This window comes from Endozoicomonas sp. ALD040 (genome assembly GCF_049275945.1).
Classification (GTDB): domain Bacteria; phylum Pseudomonadota; class Gammaproteobacteria; order Pseudomonadales; family Endozoicomonadaceae; genus Endozoicomonas_A.
The window spans coordinates 1,707,066-1,729,586 of record NZ_CP184829.1; the positions used below are offsets into that span (position 1 = coordinate 1,707,066).

General features: G+C 50.9%; 21 protein-coding genes. 9 read left to right on the plus strand and 12 right to left on the minus strand.

What is annotated here, in order from left to right:
* Positions 1 to 176: 176 nt before the first annotated feature.
* From ACOJUN_RS05415 to ACOJUN_RS05435, 5 genes are all read left to right on the plus strand, one after another.
* Positions 177 to 911, plus strand: a complete 735-nt coding sequence (locus ACOJUN_RS05415; RefSeq protein ID WP_422135648.1) for an ankyrin repeat domain-containing protein — start codon at positions 177 to 179, stop codon at positions 909 to 911.
* Positions 912 to 923: 12 nt separating this feature from the next.
* On the plus strand, positions 924 to 1,352 hold the full coding sequence (locus tag ACOJUN_RS05420; protein ID WP_422137043.1) for an ankyrin repeat domain-containing protein: 429 nt from the start codon (positions 924 to 926) through the stop codon (positions 1,350 to 1,352).
* 181 nt (positions 1,353 to 1,533) lie between these two features.
* Complete coding sequence (locus ACOJUN_RS05425) at positions 1,534 to 2,622, plus strand: ankyrin repeat domain-containing protein (protein WP_422135649.1); 1,089 nt, start codon at positions 1,534 to 1,536, stop codon at positions 2,620 to 2,622.
* Between the two features lie 137 nt (positions 2,623 to 2,759).
* Entirely contained in the window at positions 2,760 to 4,838 is a 2,079-nt protein-coding gene (locus ACOJUN_RS05430) for an ankyrin repeat domain-containing protein (protein WP_422135650.1), read from the plus strand.
* A 137-nt stretch (positions 4,839 to 4,975) separates the two neighbouring features.
* Entirely contained in the window at positions 4,976 to 6,526 is a 1,551-nt protein-coding gene (locus ACOJUN_RS05435; protein ID WP_422135651.1) for an ankyrin repeat domain-containing protein, read from the plus strand.
* Between the two features lie 215 nt (positions 6,527 to 6,741).
* Here ACOJUN_RS05435 and bioD read toward each other — a convergent pair whose 3' ends face one another.
* The 5 genes from bioD to bioB are packed head-to-tail and all read right to left on the minus strand — an operon-like array spanning position 6,742 to position 11,239.
* A complete protein-coding gene (gene bioD / locus ACOJUN_RS05440; RefSeq protein ID WP_422135652.1) occupies positions 6,742 to 7,425 on the minus strand; it encodes a dethiobiotin synthase in 684 nt (227 codons plus the stop codon).
* Positions 7,418 to 8,236, minus strand: coding sequence for a malonyl-ACP O-methyltransferase BioC (gene bioC, locus ACOJUN_RS05445; protein WP_422135653.1), 819 nt, complete (start codon positions 8,234 to 8,236; stop codon positions 7,418 to 7,420). Before bioC ends, bioD begins: the two co-directional genes overlap by 8 nt.
* Entirely contained in the window at positions 8,221 to 8,967 is a 747-nt protein-coding gene (locus ACOJUN_RS05450) for an alpha/beta fold hydrolase (RefSeq protein ID WP_422135654.1), read from the minus strand. The genes bioC and ACOJUN_RS05450 overlap by 16 nt, the downstream gene beginning before the upstream one ends.
* A complete protein-coding gene (bioF, locus tag ACOJUN_RS05455) occupies positions 8,964 to 10,139 on the minus strand; it encodes an 8-amino-7-oxononanoate synthase (RefSeq protein WP_422135655.1) in 1,176 nt (391 codons plus the stop codon). The genes ACOJUN_RS05450 and bioF overlap by 4 nt, the downstream gene beginning before the upstream one ends.
* Complete coding sequence (bioB, locus tag ACOJUN_RS05460) at positions 10,139 to 11,239, minus strand: biotin synthase BioB (RefSeq protein ID WP_422135656.1); 1,101 nt, start codon at positions 11,237 to 11,239, stop codon at positions 10,139 to 10,141. The genes bioF and bioB overlap by 1 nt, the downstream gene beginning before the upstream one ends.
* 164 nt (positions 11,240 to 11,403) lie before the next feature.
* On the opposite strand from bioB, the gene ACOJUN_RS05465 reads away from it, so the two are divergent.
* Positions 11,404 to 12,096, plus strand: coding sequence for a ComF family protein (locus ACOJUN_RS05465; RefSeq protein WP_422135657.1), 693 nt, complete (start codon positions 11,404 to 11,406; stop codon positions 12,094 to 12,096).
* Between the two features lie 9 nt (positions 12,097 to 12,105).
* Here ACOJUN_RS05465 and ACOJUN_RS05470 read toward each other — a convergent pair whose 3' ends face one another.
* The 3 genes from ACOJUN_RS05470 to ACOJUN_RS05480 form a co-directional block, all read right to left on the minus strand.
* Positions 12,106 to 13,122: a protein kinase domain-containing protein gene (locus ACOJUN_RS05470; RefSeq protein WP_422135658.1), complete on the minus strand. Its 1,017-nt coding sequence runs from the start codon at positions 13,120 to 13,122 to the stop codon at positions 12,106 to 12,108.
* A 209-nt stretch (positions 13,123 to 13,331) separates the two neighbouring features.
* On the minus strand, positions 13,332 to 14,315 hold the full coding sequence (locus tag ACOJUN_RS05475; RefSeq protein WP_422135659.1) for a protein kinase domain-containing protein: 984 nt from the start codon (positions 14,313 to 14,315) through the stop codon (positions 13,332 to 13,334).
* A 366-nt stretch (positions 14,316 to 14,681) separates the two neighbouring features.
* Positions 14,682 to 15,584 (minus strand): protein kinase domain-containing protein, encoded by a 903-nt coding sequence (locus ACOJUN_RS05480; RefSeq protein ID WP_422135660.1) that lies wholly within the window; start codon positions 15,582 to 15,584, stop codon positions 14,682 to 14,684.
* A 152-nt stretch (positions 15,585 to 15,736) separates the two neighbouring features.
* Here ACOJUN_RS05480 and ACOJUN_RS05485 point away from each other — a divergent pair, with 152 nt between their 5' ends.
* Together ACOJUN_RS05485 and ACOJUN_RS05490 are read left to right on the plus strand one after the other, a co-directional pair.
* Positions 15,737 to 16,735 carry a serine/threonine protein kinase gene (locus tag ACOJUN_RS05485; RefSeq protein ID WP_422135661.1) on the plus strand — a complete coding sequence of 333 codons (999 nt, stop codon included), beginning with the start codon at positions 15,737 to 15,739 and terminating at the stop codon, positions 16,733 to 16,735.
* A gap of 171 nt (positions 16,736 to 16,906) precedes the next feature.
* Positions 16,907 to 17,146, plus strand: a complete 240-nt coding sequence (locus ACOJUN_RS05490; protein ID WP_422135662.1) for a hypothetical protein — start codon at positions 16,907 to 16,909, stop codon at positions 17,144 to 17,146.
* A gap of 457 nt (positions 17,147 to 17,603) precedes the next feature.
* Here ACOJUN_RS05490 and ACOJUN_RS05495 read toward each other — a convergent pair whose 3' ends face one another.
* The 3 genes from ACOJUN_RS05495 to ACOJUN_RS05505 form a co-directional block, all read right to left on the minus strand.
* Positions 17,604 to 17,819: a hypothetical protein gene (locus tag ACOJUN_RS05495; RefSeq protein WP_422135663.1), complete on the minus strand. Its 216-nt coding sequence runs from the start codon at positions 17,817 to 17,819 to the stop codon at positions 17,604 to 17,606.
* A complete protein-coding gene (locus ACOJUN_RS05500; RefSeq protein ID WP_422135664.1) occupies positions 17,800 to 17,934 on the minus strand; it encodes a hypothetical protein in 135 nt (44 codons plus the stop codon). The genes ACOJUN_RS05495 and ACOJUN_RS05500 overlap by 20 nt, the downstream gene beginning before the upstream one ends.
* A gap of 114 nt (positions 17,935 to 18,048) precedes the next feature.
* A complete protein-coding gene (locus ACOJUN_RS05505; RefSeq protein ID WP_422135665.1) occupies positions 18,049 to 18,258 on the minus strand; it encodes a hypothetical protein in 210 nt (69 codons plus the stop codon).
* A gap of 241 nt (positions 18,259 to 18,499) precedes the next feature.
* Here ACOJUN_RS05505 and ACOJUN_RS05510 point away from each other — a divergent pair, with 241 nt between their 5' ends.
* Positions 18,500 to 18,712 carry a hypothetical protein gene (locus ACOJUN_RS05510; protein ID WP_422135666.1) on the plus strand — a complete coding sequence of 71 codons (213 nt, stop codon included), beginning with the start codon at positions 18,500 to 18,502 and terminating at the stop codon, positions 18,710 to 18,712.
* 119 nt (positions 18,713 to 18,831) lie between these two features.
* On the opposite strand, the gene ACOJUN_RS05515 is transcribed toward ACOJUN_RS05510, so the two are convergent.
* Positions 18,832 to 22,371 carry an SNF2-related protein gene (locus ACOJUN_RS05515; RefSeq protein ID WP_422135667.1) on the minus strand — a complete coding sequence of 1,180 codons (3,540 nt, stop codon included), beginning with the start codon at positions 22,369 to 22,371 and terminating at the stop codon, positions 18,832 to 18,834.
* Positions 22,372 to 22,521 lie beyond the last annotated feature (150 nt).

Genomic DNA, 22,521 nt, shown 5'->3' on the forward strand with positions numbered 1-22,521 from the left:
AGGCAGGGAACAACAGAAAGGCGTTGTATTATCCAGTGAACACGGCTTTCAGTTGTTGTCGGCTTCTGTATTTTAAAATGCGTGATTATTTAGCCACAGTAAACTTTGATAGGCCCATAAATAAACTACCATAATTTTTCGGCATCAAACCCTAGCCACTTGCTTGACCAATACAGATGTTCTTCTTACGGATCGCATTGCTCTCTATCCTCTCCCCATGGACACTGAAGGCCGATCAATGTCCTATTTGCTTGGCTTGCTTTCATGGCCGAAGTCTGCCCGCTGTGATCGTCAAAACCCAATGCTGTGGTCACCGCTTCGATCTGGACTGTATTTCAAGGTGCTTTGTTGATCAGCCCATCGGCTCACGTCGGTGCGCTATGTGTCGGCAAGACCCGATGCCTTTGGTGAATCTGAACACCGGTGAATCTCACCCTGATACATTTTTTCCCGATCAGGCGTTTTATGATGCCTGTGTTGACGGGGAGTTGAATCAGGTGGAGAGGTCAGTGGCAGAAGGCGTTAATGTAAATGCCATTACGCATGGTGATTTCACTGCCTTGATGATCGCATCTTACCGGGGGCACAAGGCTATCGTCGAATGCCTGATCAGTGCCGGAGCGAATCTCAACGCCGCCAGTGAGGCTGGTGCCACGGCACTGTTCCTCGCTGCCCAGGAAAATTACACCGACTGCGTGAAACTCCTGATCAATGCCGGGGCAGATCTCAATGCTGGGACTGAGGATGGCTCCACCCCACTGTCCATGGCCGCCCAGGAGGGCAACATCGACTGCGTGAAAGCCCTGATCGAAGCCAATGCAGATCCCAATACCGGACATAAGAGTGGCATCACCCCGTCGCTCTTGGCTGCCCAGGAAAATAACGCCGACTGCCTGAAACTTCTGATCTAGGCCGGGGCGGATATCAACACCCGAACTGAAGATGGCATCACCCCGCTGTACATCGCTGTCCAGAACAATAGCATCGACTGTGTGAAACTCCTTATCACCGCCGGGGCAGATCTCAACCACCCCCGGAATGAGAACGGTGCCACCCCGCTGCACATCGCTGCACAAGATAATAACACCGACTGCCTGAAACTCCTGATCAACGCCAGAGCGAATCTCAACGCCCAGAATAAATACGGCATCACTGCGCTGCACATCGCAGCCGCGATGGGCAATACCGACTGCATGAAACGTCTGATCAGGGCCGAGGCAGATATCAACGCCGCCTTGTCGGATGGCACCACTCCTCTCGCCATCGCAACCGGGATGGGCAATAACGACTGCGCGAGACTTCTGATGAACGCCGGGGCCAGGCAGGAAACAGAGGCAATGCCGGGAAGGTGAATGAGGCCGGTGTGCGACAGGTCGGCATGACCCGGTGCCGGTATTGCGGCAGATTTGCATCTGATGTTTTGAAATAGGTGATTATTTAGCCACAGCGGACTTTACAGCCACATAAATGAACTATCCTACCGTTCTTGTGTCTTATCTATATTATTTTGCTGCTTTCACAGTTGTTTTACTTATGGATGGTATTGCTCGCCCCCCTCTCACCATTGGAGCTGACGTAAAGTCGGAGGCCGATGTCTGCCCTATTTGTCACGATGAATTCCATGGCTGCGATGTGGCGCCAGTGGACGTCAAAACCCAATGTCGAACCCACTGTGGCCACCACTTCCATCTGGACTGTATTACAAGAGACTTTGTTCATCAGCCCATTGGCTCACGTCGGTGCGCTATGTGTCGACAAGACCCCATGCCTGTTGTGAATCTGAACACCGATGAATCTCACCAGGATACATTTTTCCCCAATCATACGTTTTACACTGCCTGTTATTACGGGGATTTCGATCAGGTGGAGAAGTCACTGGCAGAAGGAGTCAATATTAATGCCGTTAGGTATGATGATTCCACTGCCTTGATAATCGCATCTTACCGGGGGCACACGGATATCGTCGAACGCCTGATCAGCGCCGGAGCCAATCTCAACGCCGCCACTGAGACTGGTGCCACGGCACTGTTCGCCGCTGCCCAGGAAAATAACACCGCCTGCGTGAAACTCCTGATCAAGGCCGGGGCAAATCTCAATGCCGGGACTGAGGATGGCTCCACCCCACTGTCCATGGCCGCCCAGACAGGCAACATCGACTGCGTGAAAGCCCTGATCGAAGCGAAGGCGAACCTCAACGTCAAGGATAAGGTTGGCCACACCCCGCTTATCATCGCTGCTGCGAAAGGCAAGACCGACTGCGTGAAAGCCCTGATCGAAGCCAAGGCAGATTTCAATGCCGGGCATAAGAGTGGCATCACCCCGTCGCTCCTGGCTGCCCAGGGAAACAACGCCGACTGCCTGAAACTCCTGATCAAGGCCGGGGCAGATATCAACACCCGAACTGAAAATGGCATCACCCCGCTGTACCTCGCTGTCCAGAACAATAGCATCGACTGCGTGAAACTCCTTATCACCGCCGGGGCGGATCTCAACGCCCGGAATGAGAAAGGTGCCACCCCGCTGTCCATCGCAACCGAGATGGGCAATGCCGACTGCGCTGGACTCCTGATCAATGCCGGGGCAAGACAGGGAACAACAGAAAGGCGTTGTTTTATCCAGTGAACACGGCTTTCAGTTGTTGTCGGCTTCTCTATTTTAAAATGCGTGATTATTTAGCCACAGCAAACTTTGATAGGCCCATAAATAAACTACCATAATTTTTCTGTATCAAACCCTTGCCACTTGCTTGACCAACACAGATGTTCTTTTTACGGATCGCATTGCTCTCTGTACTCTCCCCATGGACACTGAAGGCCGATCAATGTCCTATTTGTTTGGCTTACTTTCATGGCAGAACTGAAGCCCCTGTGATCGTCAAAACCCAATGCTGTGGTCACCGCTTCGATCTGGACTGTATTTCAAGGTGTTTTGTTGATCAGCCCATCGGCTCACGCCAGTGCGCTATGTGTCGGCAAGACCCGATGCCTGTAGTGAATCTGAACACTGGTGCATCTCATCCGGATACATTTTTTCCCGATGAGACGTTTTTTAATGCCTGTTTAAACGGGGATTTGGATCAGGTGGAGAGGTCACTGGCAGAAGGCGTCAATGTCAATGCCATTACGCATGATGATTTCACTGCCTTGATGATCGCATCTTACCGGGGGCACAAGGCTATCGTCGAGTGCCTGATCAACGCCGGAGCGAATCTCAACGCCACCAGTGAGGCTCGTGCCACGGCACTGTTCCTCGCTGCCCAGGAAAATAACACCGACTGCGTGAATCTCCTGATCAAGGCAGGGGCGGATATCAACACCAGAATTGAAGATGGCATCACTCCGCTGTACATCGCTGTCCTGAGAAATAGCATCGACTGTGTGAAACTCTTGATCAACGCCGGGGCGAATCCCAACGCCGCCGATAGGGATGGTGGCACGGTACTGTTCCTCGCTGCCCAGAATAATAACACCGACTGCGTGAATCTCCTGATCAAGGCCGGTGCAGATCTCAATGCGGTGGCTGAGGATGGCTCCACCCCACTGTTCATGGCCGCCCAGTTGGGCAATACCGACTGCGTGAAAGCCCTGATCGAAGCAAAGGCGAACCTCAACATCAAAACTGAGGATGGCAACACCCCGCTGCTCATCGCTGCTGCGAAAGGCAATACCGACTGCGTGAAAGCCCTGATCGAAGCCAAGGCAGATCTCAATGCCGGGCCTAGGTATGGCGTCACCCCGCTGCTCTTGGCTGCCCAGGAAAATAACGCCGACTGCATGAAAGCCCTGATCAAGGCCGGGGTTGATATCAACACCCGAACTGAAGACGGCATCAGCCCGCTGTTCATGGCAGTCCTGCGTAATAACACCGACTGCGTGAAACTCCTGATCAGCGCCGGGGCGGATCTCAACCCCAGGAATAAGAGTGGCTCCACCCCATTGCTTATCGCTGCACGAAAAAATCACACCGCCTGCCTGAAACTCCTGATCAACGCCGGGACGGATCTCAACCCCCGGAATGAGAGAGGCGTCACCCCAATGTTTATCGCTGCAAAAGAAAATAACACCGACTGTTTGAAACTCTTGATTAAAGCCGGGGCTGATCTCAACGCCCAGAATAATGATGGCGCCAGCCCGCTTTTCATGGCTGCACAAGAAAATAGCACCGACTGCCTGAAACTCCTGATCAACGCCGGGGCAGATCTCAACGCCGCCCTGATCCAGGATGGTGCCACCCCGCTGCTCATCGCTGCGCAAGAAAATAACACCGACTGCCTGAAACTCCTGATCAACGCCGGGGCAGATATCAACGCCCGGACTAAGGATGGCGTCAGCCCACTGTTAATAGCTGCACAAGAAAATCACATCGACTGCGTTAAACTTCTGATCAAAGAGGGGGCGGATCTCAACGCCGTCTGGACCAAGCTTGGTGCCACACCGTTGTTCGTTGCTGCCTATAGAAATAACACCGACTGCTTGAAACTCCTGATCAACGCCGGGGCAGATATCAACATCCCGGGTAAGGATGGCACCACCCCGCTATTCATTGCAGCCCGGAAGGGCAATACCGAATGCATGGAACTTCTGATCAACGCCGGGGCTGACCTCAACGCCCGAAGGACTGAGGATGGCGCGACCACGCTGTTCATCGCAGCCCGGGATGGCAATATAGAGTGTCTGAAACGCCTGATCAGGGCCGAGGCAGATATCAACGCCGCCTTGTCGGATGGCACTACTCCTCTCGCCATCGCAACCGAGATGGGCAATGCTGGCTGCGCGAGACTCCTGATCAATGCCGGAGCAAGGGAGGGAACAACAGAAAGTCGTTGTATTATCCAGTGAACACGGCTTTCAGTTGTTGTCGGCTTCTGTATTTTAAAATGCGTGATTATTTAGCCACAGCAAACTTTGATAGGCCCATAAATAAACTACCATAATTTTTCTGCATCAAACCCTGGCCACTTGCTTGACCAACACAGATGTTCTTTTTACGGATCGCATTGCTCTCTGTACTCTCCCCATTGACACTTAAGGCCGATCACTGTCCTGTTTGTTTGGCTTACTTTCATGGCCGAAGTCCAGCCCCTGTGGTCGTCAAAACCCAATGTTGTGGTCACCGCTTCGATCTGGACTGTATTTCAAGATGTTTTATTGATCAGCCCATCGGCTCACGTCGGTGCGCTATTTGTCGGCAGGACCCGATGCCTGTGGTGAATCTGAACACCGGTGAATCTCACCCGGATACATTTTTCCCCGATCAGACGTTTTATAGTGCCTGTCTGAACGGAGATTTGGATCAGTTGAATAGGTCACTGGCAGAAGGCGTCAATGTCAATGCCGTTATGACGAATGGCTTGACTGCCTTGCTGATCGCATCCTACCGGGGACACAAGGCTATCGTGGAACGCCTTATCAACGCCGCAGCGAATCTCAACGCTGTCGATGAGGCTGGTGCCACGGCACTGTTCATCGCTGCCCAGGAAAATAACACCGACTGCGTGAAACTCCTGATCAATGCCGAGGCGGATATCAACGCCCGGGCTGAGGATGGCGCCAGCCCACTGTTCATCGCTACACAAGAAAATCACATCGACTGCCTGAAACTCCTGATCAACGCCGGGGCCGATCTCAATGCCGTCTGGATCGAGGATGGTGCCACCCCGCTATTCATCGCAGCCCAGAAGGGCAATACCGACTGCGTGGAACTCCTTATCAACGCCGTGGCGGATATCAACGCCCGGGCTGAGGATGGCGCCAGCCCACTGTTCATCGCTACACAAGAAAATCACATCGACTGCGTCAAACTCCTGATCAACGCCGGGGCCGATCTCAATGCCGTCTGGATCAAGGATGGTACCACCCCGTTGTTCATAGCTGCACAAGAAAATCACATCGACTGCCTGAAACTCCTGATCAACGCCGGGGCGGATATCAACATCCCGAGTGAGAATGGCATCACCCCACTATTCATCACAGCCCAGGAGGGCAATACCGACTGCGTGGAACTCCTCATCAACGCCGGGGCCGATCTCAACCTCCGGAATAAGAGTGGCTCCACCCCATTGCTTATCGCTGCACAAAAAAATCACACCGACTGCCTGAAACTCCTGATCAATGCCGGGGCGGATATCAACGCCCGGACTGAGGATGGCACCACCCCGCTACTCATAGCAGCCGAGAAGGGCAATACCGACTGCGTGCAACTCCTGATCAACGCCGGGGCGAATATCAACGCCCGGGCTGAGGATGGCGCCAGCCCACTGTTCATCGCTACACAAGAAAATCACATCGACTGTGTGAAACTCCTGATCAACGCCGGGGCCGATCCCAATGCCGTCTGGATCGAGGATGGTGCCACCCCGTTGCTCATGGCTGTACAAGAAGATAACACCGACTGCGTGGAACTCCTTATCAACGCCGGGGCTGACCTCAACGCCGTCTTGTCGGATGGCACCACTCTTCTTGCCATCGCAACCGGGATGGGCAATGCTGACTGCGAGAGACTCCTGATCAACGCCGGGGCAAGGTAGGAAAAAAGGCATCATCCCATTCAGCAAACAGCGTGAAGTACCTCCGGATGCCGTTGCCCGAAAGGGCGACATGATCCGATGCCTGTGTTGCGAAGGATTTGCAGAGAAACCTGAACACTGGCTTTTTTATTGCGGTCACCCGGGAAGCAAGCGGCTCACTGTCTCGCTTACTGTGGTGAACTACTCGCTGCTAGGAGCGAGTAGTTCACAAAAGATCAGACAGTTAAAAGAGAGAGATCAAGACTGACTACCGCGTCACCCGCCTGTTGTTCAGAACACCAGGGGACAACGCCAAGGCAGGGCGCATGAATTGACTGCTTGAGAGCTTCAACATTTTCCTGAAAACGGCTCATATCGGGATCCACCTGATTGGCCACCCAACCCGCCAGCTGACAACCACTTTGCAAAATGGATTCGACCGTCAACAGGGAATGACTGATACATCCCAGCTTCATTCCTGCCACCAGAATCACCGGAAGGTTCATCGCCTTAGCCAGATCGGCCAGCATCTCCCGGTCGTTCAGGGGGACTCGCCAACCGCCCGCGCCTTCAATGAAAGAAAGATCATGGCGGGTCATCAGGGCCCCACGGCAAAAGCCGGTCAGACGATCGACAGTGATTCGCCGACCTTCTTCCTGTGCCGCAATATGAGGGGCAATGGGTGCTTCAAAAAGAACCGGATTAACCTGTGAATAACTCAACTTGATATTCATGGCACTCATCAGGTTCAGGGCATCAGCATTTCTTGGGCCGTCTGAAGTCTCATCGGAGCCCGCAGCCACCGGTTTCAGGGCCAGTGTTTTAAGCCCTTGCTCATTGGCAGCCTGCAACATTACACAGGTGACAAAAGTCTTCCCGGCATCCGTATCGGTGCCGGTGACAAAAAACGTTCTAGGCATGGGCTGGTTTTCTTAAAATTCCGTACAACACCTGATAGGAGAGGGGTAAACCGGCGTCCGCCCGAAAAGACTCGTAGGCTTCCTGCAGTTGGGTCAACCGCCTCCGGGTTACCAAACCGGATGGCCGACCATGCACCGTATTTACCCCCAATGCTTTTAATTCTCTCAACATCTGAAACAGCTCGGGGTAGTAAAGCGTCTCAGCCTGCTGCTTAAAAGATTGCTGCCTGAAGCCTGATTCAAGCAACCACAGCCTTTGCTGTTCAAAACTGTCAAAGCCGTTGATATGGACATGACTGTCGACCTGTCGCCAGGCTTCTTGCAACTCCACCATAGTGCCACTGGCCAGGCTGGAGAAAACAAAGACCCCACCCGGTTGGAGTACCCGATAGATTTCCTTCAGCACCGTCTCAAATGAGCACCATTGAATGGCCAGGCTGGAGAACACCAGGTCAAAGCTTTCTGACTTAAACGGCAGTGACTCAATATCACCTGAACACCAGGAAGCTGAGTCGCACTGCAACCGGGCAAACTTGAGCATGCCCATGGCCAGATCCAAACCGGTTACATGGGAATCGGGGAAATGTCCGGAGAGTAACCCAGTCTGGCTGCCCGTACCTGAACCAAGATCCAATACATACTCAGGACAAATATCCGTTGGCAGCCCCATCATGGCTCTGGCTGCTACACGCTTCTGAAGCACTGCAGCGGAGTCATAAGTGGTTGCAGCGCGACTGAAATTGGCAGCAACACGTTGTTTGTTGATGCGGGCTTCTGCCCCACAATCAGCCGCTTTCAGCTTCGGTTGCATAGGCGATTAACCTGATCCGCTACCTGTCTGATGGCACCAGAGCCCTGGTCCAGGAAAAAGCAATGACCGCCTTCCATCATCAGAACTTTGTGACCCGGGTAGTCCTGCTCGATTCTCTTGCCGGTATCAATGGGCACCAGCGCATCATCCTTGCCAAAACAATGCAATACCGGACAACGGATATCAGCCAGCTGTGAACGAACGTCACTGGTACCCAGCAATTTCAGCAATTGCAGAAGAATGGTTGCTTCCAGGTCAGCGTCCCGGCGAATCGCGTTTTGCAAATGTCTGGCGACCTCTTTTCGATTGCCATTACCCATGCAGCAGAGCAGGGAAAACTGGTCAACGGTGGCCGCAGAATCTTCTTGCATTCCGGCATAAAAACTTTCAAAGGTCTGTGGCAGCATTGCTTCTGACCAGTCCTTGTTTCTGACAAAGCAGGGATTACAGCCCAGTGTCACCAGACCGGCTACCTTGTCTGGATTCTGACTGGCGTAGATAGAAGCCAAAGTGCCTCCTAAGGACCAGCCAACCAGGATGACGGGAGGGTCCAGCAAATGCATGTCGAGGTAGTCCAGCAGTTGCTTCCAGTCATATTTTCTGCGCTCCCGGACCAGGCCCGGCAGCTGCACCACAGACACTCGACCATCGCCGTCCAAAGCACTCGCCAGAGGCTCCATGACAGCTGCAGGCATCGCCCATCCACTAACCAGAACAATGGGTAAACTCACGCTACTTCCTCCTGTGATGGGCGTACTGTTCTTTCCAGTGCATGCAGTAGCTGTTCTACATGCTGTTGTTTGTGAGCTGCACTGAAGGTAATGCGTAACCTTGAAGTTCCTTCAGGAACCGTGGGGGGACGAATGGCCGTCACCAGGATACCCTGTGCTGCCAGAGCGTCACTCATGGCTACAGCGGTATCTGCAGACCCGACAATAACAGGCTGAATCGGAGAGTGCGAGTCCATCAGTTTCAGCCCCATCTGCTGGCACTCTTTTCTGAAGTATTGAACCAGCTTGTCCAGGTGCTCTCGTCTCCAGCTTTCTTGCTTCAGAATTTCAAGACTCACTCTTGTTGCCTCTGCAATGGCCGGAGGCATTGACGTGGTGTAGATATAGGTTCGGGCAAACTGGATCAGAGTTTCAATCAGGGCTTCACTCCCTGCAACGAAAGCACCTGCCGTACCAAACGCTTTACCCAAAGTTCCTACCAGGACCGGCAAGTCTCTCTGACCCAGAGAACAATGTTCAGCAACTCCGCCGCCGTTGTTACCCAGAACACCGAAGCCATGGGCATCATCCACCATCAACCAGGCATCCTGTCGATGGGCAAGTTCTGCTAAGGCTTTCAGAGGAGCCAGATCACCGTCCATACTGAAAACGCCGTCAGTAACAATCAGCTTGCGCCGCCCATCGGTGCGGTTCAGCCGGGTCTCCAGGTTTGCCAGATCTTTGTGGAGATATCGCTGAAACCTTGCCCCGGATAACAAACCGGCATCCAGCAGAGAAGCATGATTCAGACGATCCTGAAAAACCGCATCCTCTTTACCCAGCAAGGCAGTGATGACCCCCAGATTCGCCATGTAGCCATTGGAAAACAGCAAAACCCGCTCACGACCGGTGAACTCTGCCAGCTCTTCTTCCAGCTGATGATGGGCACGACTATGGCCAATGACCAAATGGGAAGCGCCGCCGCCGGTACCGTAATCAGAAGTGGCCCGAGCCATGGCAGCACAGATGTCCGGATGATTAGCCAGACCCAGGTAATCGTTATTGCAGAAAGCCAGATAGGACTTGCCATCGACCACCACTTCTGCCCCCTGAGGAACCTCAAGCGTTTTCCTTGTCCGGTAAAGGCCCCGGGCCCGCCGGATTTGAAGGTCCTTCTCAAGGTCGAAAGCCATCAGGAAGCCTGCTGACCCATGGCGTCGTAATACTGTTCATTATTCAGCTCATTATTTAATAAAGAGTCCTGCTCGCGCAGAGGGCATATGGCCTCCAGCGTTTGCTCTTCCAGCCCGTTGGCGTCACCTCTGTTGATACCCAGTTTGTTGAAGAGTTGCCGGTCACGGCTCTCTTTGGGATTGGCCGTCGTGAGCAGTTTGTCACCCAGGAAGATTGAGTTGGCACCTGCCAGAAAAGCCAGAGCCTGCAGCTCATCACTCATGTTTTCACGACCGGCAGACAGGCGTACACAGGAAGCAGGCATCATGATCTTGGCAACTGCGATGGTACGAACAAAATCGATACCGTCGACAGCTTCGACATCAGCCAAGGGCGTACCTTCGACGCGAACCAACATATTTACGGGCACACTTTCCGGATGTTTGGGCAGGTTGGCCAGCTGGATCAACATACCGGCACGGTCTCTTTCTGTTTCACCCAGACCGACGATACCACCACTGCAGATATTCATTCCCGCATCACGCACATGGGCAAGGGTATTAAGACGATCTGAGTAAGTGCGAGTGGTGATGATGCTGCCGTAAAACTCTGGTGAGGTGTCCAGATTGTGGTTGTAATAATCCAGACCAGCCCGGGCCAGCTGTGCAGCCTGATCGTCATTTAACATACCCAGGGTCATACAGGTCTCCAGACCCATTTCCTTGACTCCTTTCACCATTTCCAGAATGTAGGGCATGTCCTTCTCAGGTGGGTTTTTCCAGGCAGCTCCCATGCAGAAGCGGGTCGCCCCGGAAGCTTTGGCGCGGCGGGCTTCTTCCAGAACCTTGCGCACTGCCATCAACTTTTCCTTGTTCAGTCCGGTGTTGTAGTGACCACTCTGGGGACAATATTTACAGTCTTCCGGGCAGGCACCTGTCTTGATGGACAGTAGTGTACTAACCTGCACCCGGTTGGGATCAAAATGTTCTCTGTGGGCCAGCTGAGCCTGGAAGACCAGATCATTGAACGGCATTTGAAACAGGGCTTCGACTTCGTCATGTGTCCAGTCGTGGCGAAGTTTGCTGGGACCTGAGTCCTTGAGGCTTGCAAGGTTAGTCATGTTTTTCACTGATTCTTCCGGGAAGAAGCTCTCTGTTGTAAGTCAGACCAAATATCAGAAATCAAGATCAAAAACAGGATCGATGATAATTAATTGAAACTATGCGTCAATTGTTAAAACGTAACAATATTTACAAGTGGTTAAATCTTAAACAGTTTATTTCCATGAGCTGTTTGCTGTGCCGAGCCGATACGCCGATGAATCAGCCCGTTTGCAGCCTTTGCATGAAGTCACTGCCTGTTGCAGAAAAACACTGTCAGTCTTGTGGCATTCCTGTTCCACTTAATGCTTTGGAACTCTGCGCCCGTTGTCTCCAGAAGAAACCGGTATTCGACACCTGTTATTCTGCCTTTAATTACGAGTTTCCCGTTGACCATCTTCTCAAACAGATCAAATACCATCAGCAACTGATCTACCTTCCACCTGTAGCCGATCAATTGACTCGAAATCTGATCCACCACTACGATGGCCGGGAGTGGCCTCAGGCAATACTGCCGGTTCCGCTGCACAATAAACGTCTACGGACAAGAGGCTTCGATCAGGCACTGCTGCTGGCTAGGCAACTGGTTAAAAACCTTCAGCCCTATCAGAAAATAAAATTGGAAGCCCATCTAATCAAACGACAGAAGCACACAATTCCCCAACAGGGTCTGAAGGCTTCAAAACGCAGGAGCAATATCAGGAATGCTTTCTCCATGACGGACAAGTCAAACTATCAATACCTCGCTATAGTGGACGATGTTGTCACGACCGGAGAAACAGTCACGGAAATCGCCCGACTTCTGAAAAAGCAGGGCGTGGAACGTGTCGATATCTGGTGTCTGGCGAGAACACCTGACTACCGCCAGGACCTTTAACCTCTCTTTTCAAGATCCCATGAAAAAACCCAGCACTTCGTCTGCATCAGGCCGATCCTTCGGATTCCAGGCCAGCATTGACCTTATTAATTTCCCATAGCGTTTATCAATAGCCTCCACCTTTTTCATTTGATCGTCCAGATACTCGTTATATCTGTCTTTCTCCATCATCACTCCACAGGTCGGTCTACAGAAAGAAAGGACACCAGAAAAGGGTCTGTCATTCGTTAACAACCTGAAAAGAATAACCCCCGCTGAAAAAATATCGGTTTTCCCGGAAAGGGTCTTGGGTCCCCGATAAAACATTTCAGGAGGTTTATGGCCTTCTGCGCAGAGTACCTTCTGCCTGGCCGGACCAGCACGCTGAGACACACCGAAATCAATGATGGAGAGTTTGTCATCGTTATCCTCATCCACTACCACATTGGCGGGTTTCAAATCCAAATGCCAGATCCCTGAATGATGCAAGTGTGCAACACCCTGCATTAGTTGCCGGGCATAGTTCTCAAACCTGGGCAGTGGTAGCCCTCTGCTCGAATCCCGATCCAAAATATTGCGAAGTGTTTCGCCAGCGTAGGGCATCAATATGTTTGTGCCCTTCGTTTCAATGAGCGGCACAATATTCGGACCCTGAGCAGCTCTGAGCATCTTCTTTTCATGTTTGAGATAATTTTTAGCCAATTTGCCCTCATAGCACTTTCTCATGAGGATTTTAGGACCCTCAGGGAAATCCCAAACCTCACGCCTCACAACGAAGTAATCTTCTTTAACATACTCATCAGTTGAGTTCAGCATTTGCCCATTCACATTGGTTAGTGTTGAGCCCGACATTTGCTCATTCACGCTAACCCGCCTGAACCTGCCCAACACATAGTGATAAGCCGATGAAGCGATGTTACAGGGATTCCTGAGACAACTTTGATCAGTTGGTGAACTATTACCGTTAGAAGCAGAACTATGAACGACTATTGTTGGCGACCCACTTTCAGTAAGAGTAGGGATATGAGCATCCATTCTTATATTCATTTTTTTGTCCTTTTACTGATTGATACAAGCTTTAGAGTCACCGAAAGTAGAAAAAGTTTTATGAAGGAGTAACGGAAAGGTCAGTAAAGCTAACCCTTTTGAGGCGAGTTTCGTAGTGGACACCAGTAGCTAACAATTATCAGCCTATTGGGTCAGGGCGATATCTTCAGATGCTTTACCGACTGGAAGGCTCATTCTTGATGTCACAGTCAGTATCTCAAGAGATCACCCAGCACCTTATCAGCATCAGGCCGGTCCTTTGGATTCCAGACCAGCATTGACCTTATTAATTGCGCATAGTGATTATCAATATCCTCCACTAGTTGCAGTCGACTATTCAGGTACTCGTAATATGAGTCTTCCTTCGCCACAAATCCCTTGTTAAGGAAATTAATAGATTGAGGAAAGAGCCTGTAATTCGTCAACAACTCAAAAAGAATAACCCCTGCTGCAAAAATATCGGTTTTCGCAGAAAGGGCCTTGTGTCCCCGACAAATCATTTCAGGAGATTTATAACCCATTGTGCCCGGATCCTTATTTTTAGCACGACCAGCACGCTGAGACAGACCGAAATCAATAATGGTGAGTTTATCTTCGCCGCTCTCATCCACTAAGACATTGGCGAGTTTCAAATCCAAATGCCAGATCCCTGAATGATGTAAGTGAGCTACACCCTGCATGAGTTGTTGGGCATAGCTCTCAAACTTGGGTCGTGGTAGCCCTCGATCCTGATCCCGAGCCAAAATACAGATAAGTGGTTCGCCTGCGAAGGGCATCAATAGGCTTTTGTCTTTCGTTTCAATAAACGGCACAATATTCGGACCCTGAGCAGCCCTGAGCATCTTCTTATCATTTATGAGAAGCTTTTTACCTGCTCTGTTGTTAAGACACTTTCTCACGTAGATTTTTCTACCCTCAGGGAGCTCCCAGGTCTCCTGCTTCAGAACGAAGCACCCACTGTAACAGAGTAATTTTGAGTCCAGCATTCGACCATTCACATGTTCATTCACATGAGTCCGCCTGAACCTGCCCAACACGAAGTGATAAGCCGATGAAGCGATGTTACAGGGATTTCTGAGACAACTTTGATCAGTTGGTGAACTATTACCGTTAGAAGCAGAACTATGAACGACTATTGTTGGCGACCCACTTTCAGTAAGAGTAGGGATATGAGCATCCATTCTTATATTCATTTTTTTGTCCTTTTCCTGATTGATACAAGCTTTAGAGTCACCAAAAGTAGAAAAAGTTTTATGAAGGACTAACAGTGTGGTCAGTAAAGCTAACCCTTTTGAGGCGAGTTTCGGAGTAAACAACAGTAGCTAACAATGATCAGCCTATTGGGTCAGGATTCTATTTTCAGACGTTTTACCGACTGGAAGGCTCATTATTGATGTTAAGTACCTAACCAGTTGGTTTCGCATATTCTGGACGGCGGCTTTTTCCATCCTTCTGCGTTCCAACCCTGGTTGCGTAGCTATGGCTACGCGCCCGTCGTTGCGCCTTGATGGATGAAAAAATCCACTCGCCAGAATATGCGAAACCAACTGGCCAGGTACTTAGGGTCTGGATCTCATGAAGTGGCCCAGTATCTTCTTTGCATCAGGCCGATGCTGTGGATACCAGGCCAGCATCAACCTGAGTAATACCCCAAGGCTTGGGTCAATGGACTCTACCTCTTTTAATTGCTCATTCAGGTACTCATAATAAACGTCTTGCCTCACCATTACGCTCTTATCGAAGTCCTCTGGAAAAAGCTTTTTATTCATCAACATTTTGAAGAGAGAAACTCCTGCTGAAAAAATATCGGTTTTACTGGAAATAACCTCAGGTCCCTTATGAAACATTTCAGGAGGTTTATAGCCTTCTGTACATACTTCTGACCTTTCAATCGGACCCGCATACTGAGACAGACCAAAATCAATGATGGAGAGATTGTCCTGATCATCGACTACCAGATTTTCTGGTTTCAAATCCAGATGCCAGATCCCTGCATCATGCAGGTGAGCAACACCCTTCATTAACTGTCGGGCAAAAGTCTCAAAGATAGGCAGAGGCATCCTTCTATTATTAAAATGCAAAATCTCCTCAAGTGACATGCCTGCGAAGGGCATCAGTATAGTGTCGTCCTCTGTTTCAATGAGCCTGACAATATTCGGACCCTGAGCCGCTCTGAGAAGCTCCTTTTCAATCCTGAGACGCCGTTCAGCCCCTCTTGGCACAACACACTTTCTCATGTAGATATTTTGACCCACAGGGGACTCCCAGAGCTCTGAGGTCACCGAGAAGTATTCATTCTTATAGACGACTTTGGAGGCCACCATCTCCTCAGGCACGTTAATCAGCCTGAGTTTACCTAATACGTAGTAAACAGCCTTTGCAACAATGTCACAGGGATTCCGGGAACGACCCTGATCAGTCGCTAACCTGTTGCTGGGAAAAGTAGCGCTTTGAACATCCATTTCCGCTTTCCTCAAAAGACCATGAATAACTTTTAGACCCACCAAAAATAGAAATAGTTTTCTGAGAAACTGACAAAAAGGTCAGTAAACCTGACAATGCCGAGACGAGTTTCGTAGTAAACTTCAGCAGCAAACGATGATGGGAGCCTTCTATGAGTTCAGATATCCAACACCCTTATGAGCGACTGACGCCTGATCGGGTGATGGACGCTGTGGAAAGCCAGGGATACCTGTGTGACGCCAGGAACCTGGCTCTGAACAGCTACGAAAACCGTGTTTACCAGGTTGGGATTGAAGATGGCTTGCCGATTATTGCCAAGTTTTATCGCCCGGAGCGCTGGAGCCGGGAGGAGATTCTGGAAGAACACGCCTTCTCGCTGGAGCTGCAGGACATGGAATTTCCGATTGTGGCCCCCCTCCGGAACGAGAATCAGGAAACCTTACATGAATTTGAGGGCTTCCGGTTTGCCCTGTTCAAACGCATGGGAGGCTACCCACCGGAACTGGATAACCTGGATCATCTGCTGGTGCTGGGTCGTTGCATGGGAAGGTTACATAAACTGGGCTCAGCGGCACCTTTCCAGCACCGTCCGGCCATTAATCTGCAAAGATACGGCATCGACAATGTCACCTGGCTGCTGGATCATGATTTTATTCCCGCCACCCTCAGAGAAGCTTATGAAACCCTGACCCGTGACATTCTGGATCGTCTTGCGCGAATCGAAGCCCAATACCACCCGAAAATGATTCGGGTGCATGGCGATGCTCATGTCGGCAATATTCTCTGGCGAGATGATAACCCTCACTTTGTCGATTTCGACGACACCTGCATGGCTCCCGCTATTCAGGACTTGTGGATGTTTCTGAGCGGTGACCGGGCCAGCCAGACCCTTCAACTGGCAGAGCTTTTAGAAGGTTATGAGGAATTTCACGAGTTTGACCCCATAGAACTCAATCTGGTGGAATACTTCCGAACCCTGAGGCTGATCAACTATTCTGGCTGGCTGGCCAAACGCTGGACGGACCCGGCCTTTCCCATGGCATTTACCTGGTTCAATACCGAGCGTTACTGGTCAGAACATATTCTGGAGCTGAGGGAACAGATGGCTAATCTGGATGAACCCGTGCTTTCAGTTTACGGGAATAGGTGAGTTGTTGATTATTGTGTCCGGAAAACAAGGTTTCATTTGCATAACCACTTGAACATGACTACGACAGCCTGTACTCCCGACACATTTTAAACCGGTAAGGCTTGCAAAGGTGTCTCTGCTCCGTCGGCCGCCCTCACTTTTGGTGCCACCACTGATTTTACGCCGTTTGACGTGTTCTCTTCCGTCATTCCCGGCTTCATTCTCGTCATTCCCGGCTTCATTCTCGTCATTCCCGCGAAGGCGGGAATCCACACTGACTCTCCACCAGAACCATACTGCCCGGTGTCCCCCTGGCCTTGTCATCCCCGAGAAAGCAGAGATCCACCGTTGGCGCTGGATTCCCGCCTTCGCGGGAATGACGGGAGTGAGGCCGGGAATGACGGGAGTGAGGCCGGAAATGACGGGAGGTGAACCAGGGTTTTGCGACACCCTTTGTTGCGTGGGAACGAGGGGTGTATGGATATCAGAGCTTAGCTGCACTAGTCGCTGTGTTTATAGTTATCCATTAACAGGATTAAGGTGTTGCCAGAAAACAGATGGATCTTTTTGTCAATCCTCTCTTTAGTGCTGCTATTCAGGGTATTAGCCATGACTCCTGAGCCGTTCATATACAGGGCAAGGGCGTTGTAACAGCTTCTTTTAAACGAGGGGGTGAATCACTCAGGCTATAGATTCAACAATATGGCCAGAGAGGCTATGACCCCCAAAGCATTGGTCACTGGGATTGTATCCGCCGATCAAGTAGAAACCGGGTTGATATTGAAAGTCGCATTGGTAGTCGCATTGCTAATAGAAGCAGAGGACTAAGGGTCTGTCATGCAAACAGCTGAGTCAAAGTTGAACTGACCATCGACGTTGGTCAGTCCAGTCAAAGCAGTGTCTTTGGAATCATTGACAGGAGCCAGCTATTCACGATCTGGCAAAGTGTCGGTGCACTGGTCGTTGCCGAGCCGACGGTTGAACTCTCGGATTTCTGGCACTCACCTGCCAGTGGCAATGGATCAACGGCTTTCAGGGGGGAATCTTCGTTGTCTACTTTCCACAAAGTCATTCCCCGAAAGTGGTTACAGGTCAGCATACTCAATGACATCCACCAGTCGATGAGTAATCTGCTCCTGCTGCTGGGCGATGAACTTTAGCAGGTTCGGGGACTGATCCGTGGAGGGTAATGAAATCACAGGCTTGAGGCTAGACGACAAATTGGAACTTTGCCTCATGTACCGGTTTTTGAGTACTTACGGCGACTTCAATCCTGATTCGCTGTTTGGGTATATCTCTTTGCTCAGGTGCAGTAATGATAGAAATCTGCTGGGTTAATCTTCATAAACCGCCTGCTTGTCAACAAGGTGTGTGTTTCTGCCAACACGTTTTAAATCTCGCCAGTCAGCCTCTTTTGACGCCATACGCAAGGGGCGTCCATTAGAATCAATGCAGTCAATAATCTTGGATGCTGGTCGTTTGGTATGAGTGAACTCGATTGTTCCAAAAGGGGTTTTGTACTCCCCTTTGCGACCGGTAGTCATTACTGTTAACCGGTCAATCGGAATACGCAGCGCCCCTGCTTATCGAGAGCAGGCAGGCTCCTGGTGCAGCCAAGCCCTGATATCCATACAGCCCACTCGTTCCCACGCAGAGAGGCTTTCACAAAACTCTGGTTCCCATGCTTTTAGGCCCTGTGGGTCCCAGCGTGGGAACCCATACCTATCTCGCGCCTCAGAGTCCGCTGTTCAGGGGAGGAGATATGCATTCCCACGCACAGCGAGGGTGTCGCAAAACTCTCTCCGGCGTGGGAACGCGCTGACTCCCGTCATTGCCGGCTTCATTCTCGTCATTCCCGCGAAGGCGGGAATCCACACTGACTCTCCACCAGAACCATACTGCCCGGTGTCCCCCTGGCCTTGTCATCCCCGAGAAGGCAGAGATCCACCGTTGGCGATGGATTCCCGCCTTCGCGGGAATGACGACTTCAGAGCGTGAGAACGAGCTGTTGAAGTTTTGCGACACCCTCACAGCGTGGGAACGAGTGGTTGGAGTTTTGCGGCACCCTCTCTGCATGGGAGCGAGAGGGGGTACATATCAGAGCTTGGTTGCACTAGTCACCCCAATGACACCAGCTCCTTGATTTCCTGGTCCGACAACTCGGTAATCCACTGTTCGCCACTGGCAACTGTCAGGTTGGCCAGTTCTTTCTTGCCCTGAATCATGGCATCGATTTTTTCTTCAAAGGTGTTTTCAGTAATCAGGCGATGCACCTGGACATTGCGTTTCTGGCCAATACGGTAAGCCCGGTCGGTGGCCTGGGCTTCTACCGCCGGGTTCCACCAGAGATCGTAGTGAATAACCTGGCTGGCCGCAGTGAGATTTAAACCGGTACCTCCGGCTTTCAGGGACAGGATCATGGCACGGGTGTGTCCATTCTTTTGAAAGTCTTCGACGATTTCGTCCCGTTTCTTCCGGGACAGGCCACCGTGCAGGAAAGGAACATCCAGAGTCATTTCCTGTTGCAGCGTATTCACCAGTAACTCCCCCATGGTCGTGTACTGAGTAAAAATAAGCACTTTCTCATCAGCATCCATAGCCTCACGCATCAGCTCCATAAACAGCGCCAGTTTTCCGGACTCTTCGACACTGGCCTGGTCGTGGTTCAGGAATTGCGCCGGTGCATTACATATCTGCTTTAACGCGTTGAGCAGTTTGAAAATAATGCCTTTGCGTTCAATCCCTTCTTCACTGGAGTGCAGGTCTTTCATAATGCTGTTAACCGTACTCTGGTAAAGGGATGCCTGCTGTTTGCTGAGGTTGCAGAAGCGGTTGCTTTCTACTTTATCTGGCAGGTCGCTGATGATGGTTTTATCCGTCTTCAGTCGTCTGAGAATAAATGGGCTGGTGAGTTTGCGAAAGCGGTCCAGGCAGTTCTGGTCACGGTCTTTCTCAATGGGGGTGGCCAGTTCTTCCTGAAACTTCTTCTGGGTGCCAAGATAACCTTTATTGGTGAAATCGAACACGCTCCAGTATTCCCGCAGGCGGTTTTCAACCGGTGTGCCGCTCATGCCAATACGGATATCGGATTTCAGCTTTTTGATGGCTTTGGTCTGCTGGGTGCCAGGGTTTTTAATGTTCTGGGCTTCATCAATGACCAATGTGCGCCAGCGTGGTTTGGCCAGTGCCGCACTGTCGGTGCGGATAAGGCCGTAGCTGGTGAGAATTACGTCATGGTCACTGATTTTTAACTGTCGTTTGCTGCCGTGATAGACCTGCACGCTTAAATCCGGGGCAAAGCGTTCAATCTCTTTGCGCCAGTTGGTCAGCAGGGAAGTAGGGGCCACCACCAGGGCTTTTTGTTGATCAAGCTGGCCGTTTTCTTGCTGGTGTAACAGCAGGGCAATGACTTGCAGGGTTTTACCCAGACCCATGTCATCGGCCAATAGTGAACCAAAACCAATGCGGGCATTTTGCGCCATCCATTCGTAGCCACGCTGCTGATAGGGGCGTAGTTCAGCATTCAGGCTTGCAGGCAGAGGTGCGGGTTCGCCTTTGAGCAGCTCTTCAAACAGTTGTCTGGCACTGTCGCCTAAATCCACTTTGGCGCCATCCAGTTCACCAGACAGTCCGGCTTTTAACAGATCGGTGCGTGACAGGGTTTCCGGTAAATTATCGAGTTTTTTAAGCAGTTGCTGCAATTTGCTGTCATCCAGCATGACGTATTGATCCAGCATTTTAACCAGACCGTCGGCGCCCTGAAGCAACTGGTTAAACTCGTTGACCTCAATGCGCTGGTCGCCCAAAGCCACTTGCCAGTTAAACTGCAAAAGCTGGTCAAGGTTCATATAACTGACGGCATTATCACTGTCACTTTTTGACAATGACAAACTGAGCTGAGGGTACACCAGCTTTTGCAGTCGTTTGGGCAGTACCAGCTGAATACCCAGCATTTGCAGGGCAGGGAGGGTTTCCCTGAATATGGGTGTGAAGGCCTGAAGTGTGTAATGCAGCGGGCGGTGTTTTTTTTGGGTCTGGTAAAGCTGTTCTATAGCAGGCATATAATCTGCCAGTAATGCCAGGTCGGTCAGCACGCTTACTTTGGTTTCAGATAATGAACCCTCCTTAAACAGTTCGGGCAGCATCAACATGGTCTGCTTCTGTTCAACCCTGATATCTACCGATAGCTGGTCAGCTATCTGGTCATCTGCTTCCGGGCTATCCACTTCTTCCACCAGCAGGTGCAGACGGTGCGCCCGCTCTCCCAGTGATAGCCGGTTTAGCCAGTTGCGAATGACCTTGGGGTAAGCCAGCGTTTCAAACTGGTTAAACAGGCAGGGTGATCCGGCAAAAAACAGACGACAGATATCTTCTTCCCAGTATTTATCGGGCGCTGCTTCCATGGCCTGTTCCATAAAGAAGCTGATGACGGCGTTGATGGCCAGATGGATCTGGGTTTGGCTGTCTGCATAATGCAGCTGAGGTTTTTTGCGGTTTTTCTGCGTTGTTTCTAATACCACGAAATCCGGTGGACACACGTCGTAGAATATCTGTAGCTGGTTTTTCACCGGTTCACTGAGCAGTGCTGGTTGCCACTGTATCAGCGTCAGGTCATCCTGTTGCATAAAGACGGCCGGAATAGAAGCATGTTGCTGCACCAGCTTGACACTCAGACGATAAAGCCATTGCCAGAGCAGGGCTTTGTGAAAATATCGGCTACGTTCAGGGCTGTGAATATTGCGTAACGATGCCAGCAGACTGATCCATTCGTTCGGTTCCGATACAGACTGTCCATTATCTTTGCTTCGGGCTGAGTGGAAACAGCCATTCTTGTCGATCACCAGCTGGGTCAGGCTGAAGTCAGCAATATCCAGCGTATTTTCCGTCGCCTGTTGTTTTTCGTATTGGCTGACATAACGGGCACTGCGTTTGTAAAAGTCAGTCAATACGGTTTTAAATTCTTTGCCATAAAACAAGGGTTTTGGTGTGAGAATGCCCTGAATCCTCTCACCCAATGGCTCAATGGTGGCCAGATCCAGCAACTCAAAGGTTGGGGTTTTTGGCAACTGCCAGTCTTCAGACACAGGCTCGTGCTGCCAGAAAGACATCACCTGTGGCGGTGTGTCGGCCTTCGCCAGGGACATGCCGGTTTGTTTTTCAATAGCTTTGGGTAAATCCATACCGTGAAGCTTGAACACCATAAACGGGTCTTTATCAATCTCATTGGCGATCAGATAGATGACGGCGGCAATATGTTTGCATGGCATTGCCCAGTCAGGACAGGAACAGCTGGCTTTCATATCATCCCAGTGTTTGGGAAACAGGGGGATGTTCTGTTTTTCCATCAACGTCAGCATCTGAGCGGGGAGTTGCCGGTTCAGTAATTTAGCGAGCAGGGCCGGGCTCTGGCTGACGGCCATTAAAATGCTTTGTTGCTGGTTGGTGGTAAAACCCGGTAGATGAACCTTGACCTTGTAGGGCCTTGGTCGTCTTCCCCGAACATCTGCATGAGTTGAGGTGCCTTTAAGCTCAATGTTGGATACCGAGCCATTACCGGCATAGCGGCGCCCACGGGGCAGACGGTTGCTGTAATCAATGCCGTTAAAAGCTACCAGCCATTGTTCGCCCCACCAGGTTTGGCCGTAGTTTGTTGCCATTAGTTTGTCATCTCATTATTTGCGTAACTGGGTTACTGTAGCGTTTTTAACGGGGTATTGCTCACTCAGGTAACGGAAAGAACTCAGTTCGTAGATGGGTTGCTCATTCTGATGATAGTTTTCTTTCAATTTGATTGGATACAGTAATAT

Excerpts from the sequence above, each read along its gene's own strand:
- ACOJUN_RS05415 (WP_422135648.1), top strand. The coding sequence starts at position 177 with ATGTTCTTCTTACGGATCGCATTGCTCTCTATCCTCTCCCCATGGACA.
- ACOJUN_RS05425 (WP_422135649.1), top strand. The coding sequence starts at position 1,534 with ATGGATGGTATTGCTCGCCCCCCTCTCACCATTGGAGCTGACGTAAAG.
- ACOJUN_RS05430 (WP_422135650.1), top strand. The coding sequence starts at position 2,760 with ATGTTCTTTTTACGGATCGCATTGCTCTCTGTACTCTCCCCATGGACA.
- ACOJUN_RS05435 (WP_422135651.1), top strand. The coding sequence starts at position 4,976 with ATGTTCTTTTTACGGATCGCATTGCTCTCTGTACTCTCCCCATTGACA.
- bioD (WP_422135652.1), bottom strand. The coding sequence starts at position 7,425 with ATGCCTAGAACGTTTTTTGTCACCGGCACCGATACGGATGCCGGGAAG.
- bioC (WP_422135653.1), bottom strand. The coding sequence starts at position 8,236 with ATGCAACCGAAGCTGAAAGCGGCTGATTGTGGGGCAGAAGCCCGCATC.
- bioF (WP_422135655.1), bottom strand. The coding sequence starts at position 10,139 with ATGGCTTTCGACCTTGAGAAGGACCTTCAAATCCGGCGGGCCCGGGGC.
- bioB (WP_422135656.1), bottom strand. The coding sequence starts at position 11,239 with ATGACTAACCTTGCAAGCCTCAAGGACTCAGGTCCCAGCAAACTTCGC.
- ACOJUN_RS05465 (WP_422135657.1), top strand. The coding sequence starts at position 11,404 with ATGAGCTGTTTGCTGTGCCGAGCCGATACGCCGATGAATCAGCCCGTT.
- ACOJUN_RS05470 (WP_422135658.1), bottom strand. The coding sequence starts at position 13,122 with ATGAATATAAGAATGGATGCTCATATCCCTACTCTTACTGAAAGTGGG.
- ACOJUN_RS05475 (WP_422135659.1), bottom strand. The coding sequence starts at position 14,315 with ATGAATATAAGAATGGATGCTCATATCCCTACTCTTACTGAAAGTGGG.
- ACOJUN_RS05480 (WP_422135660.1), bottom strand. The coding sequence starts at position 15,584 with ATGGATGTTCAAAGCGCTACTTTTCCCAGCAACAGGTTAGCGACTGAT.
- ACOJUN_RS05485 (WP_422135661.1), top strand. The coding sequence starts at position 15,737 with ATGAGTTCAGATATCCAACACCCTTATGAGCGACTGACGCCTGATCGG.
- ACOJUN_RS05505 (WP_422135665.1), bottom strand. The coding sequence starts at position 18,258 with ATGACTACCGGTCGCAAAGGGGAGTACAAAACCCCTTTTGGAACAATC.
- ACOJUN_RS05515 (WP_422135667.1), bottom strand. The coding sequence starts at position 22,371 with ATGGCAACAAACTACGGCCAAACCTGGTGGGGCGAACAATGGCTGGTA.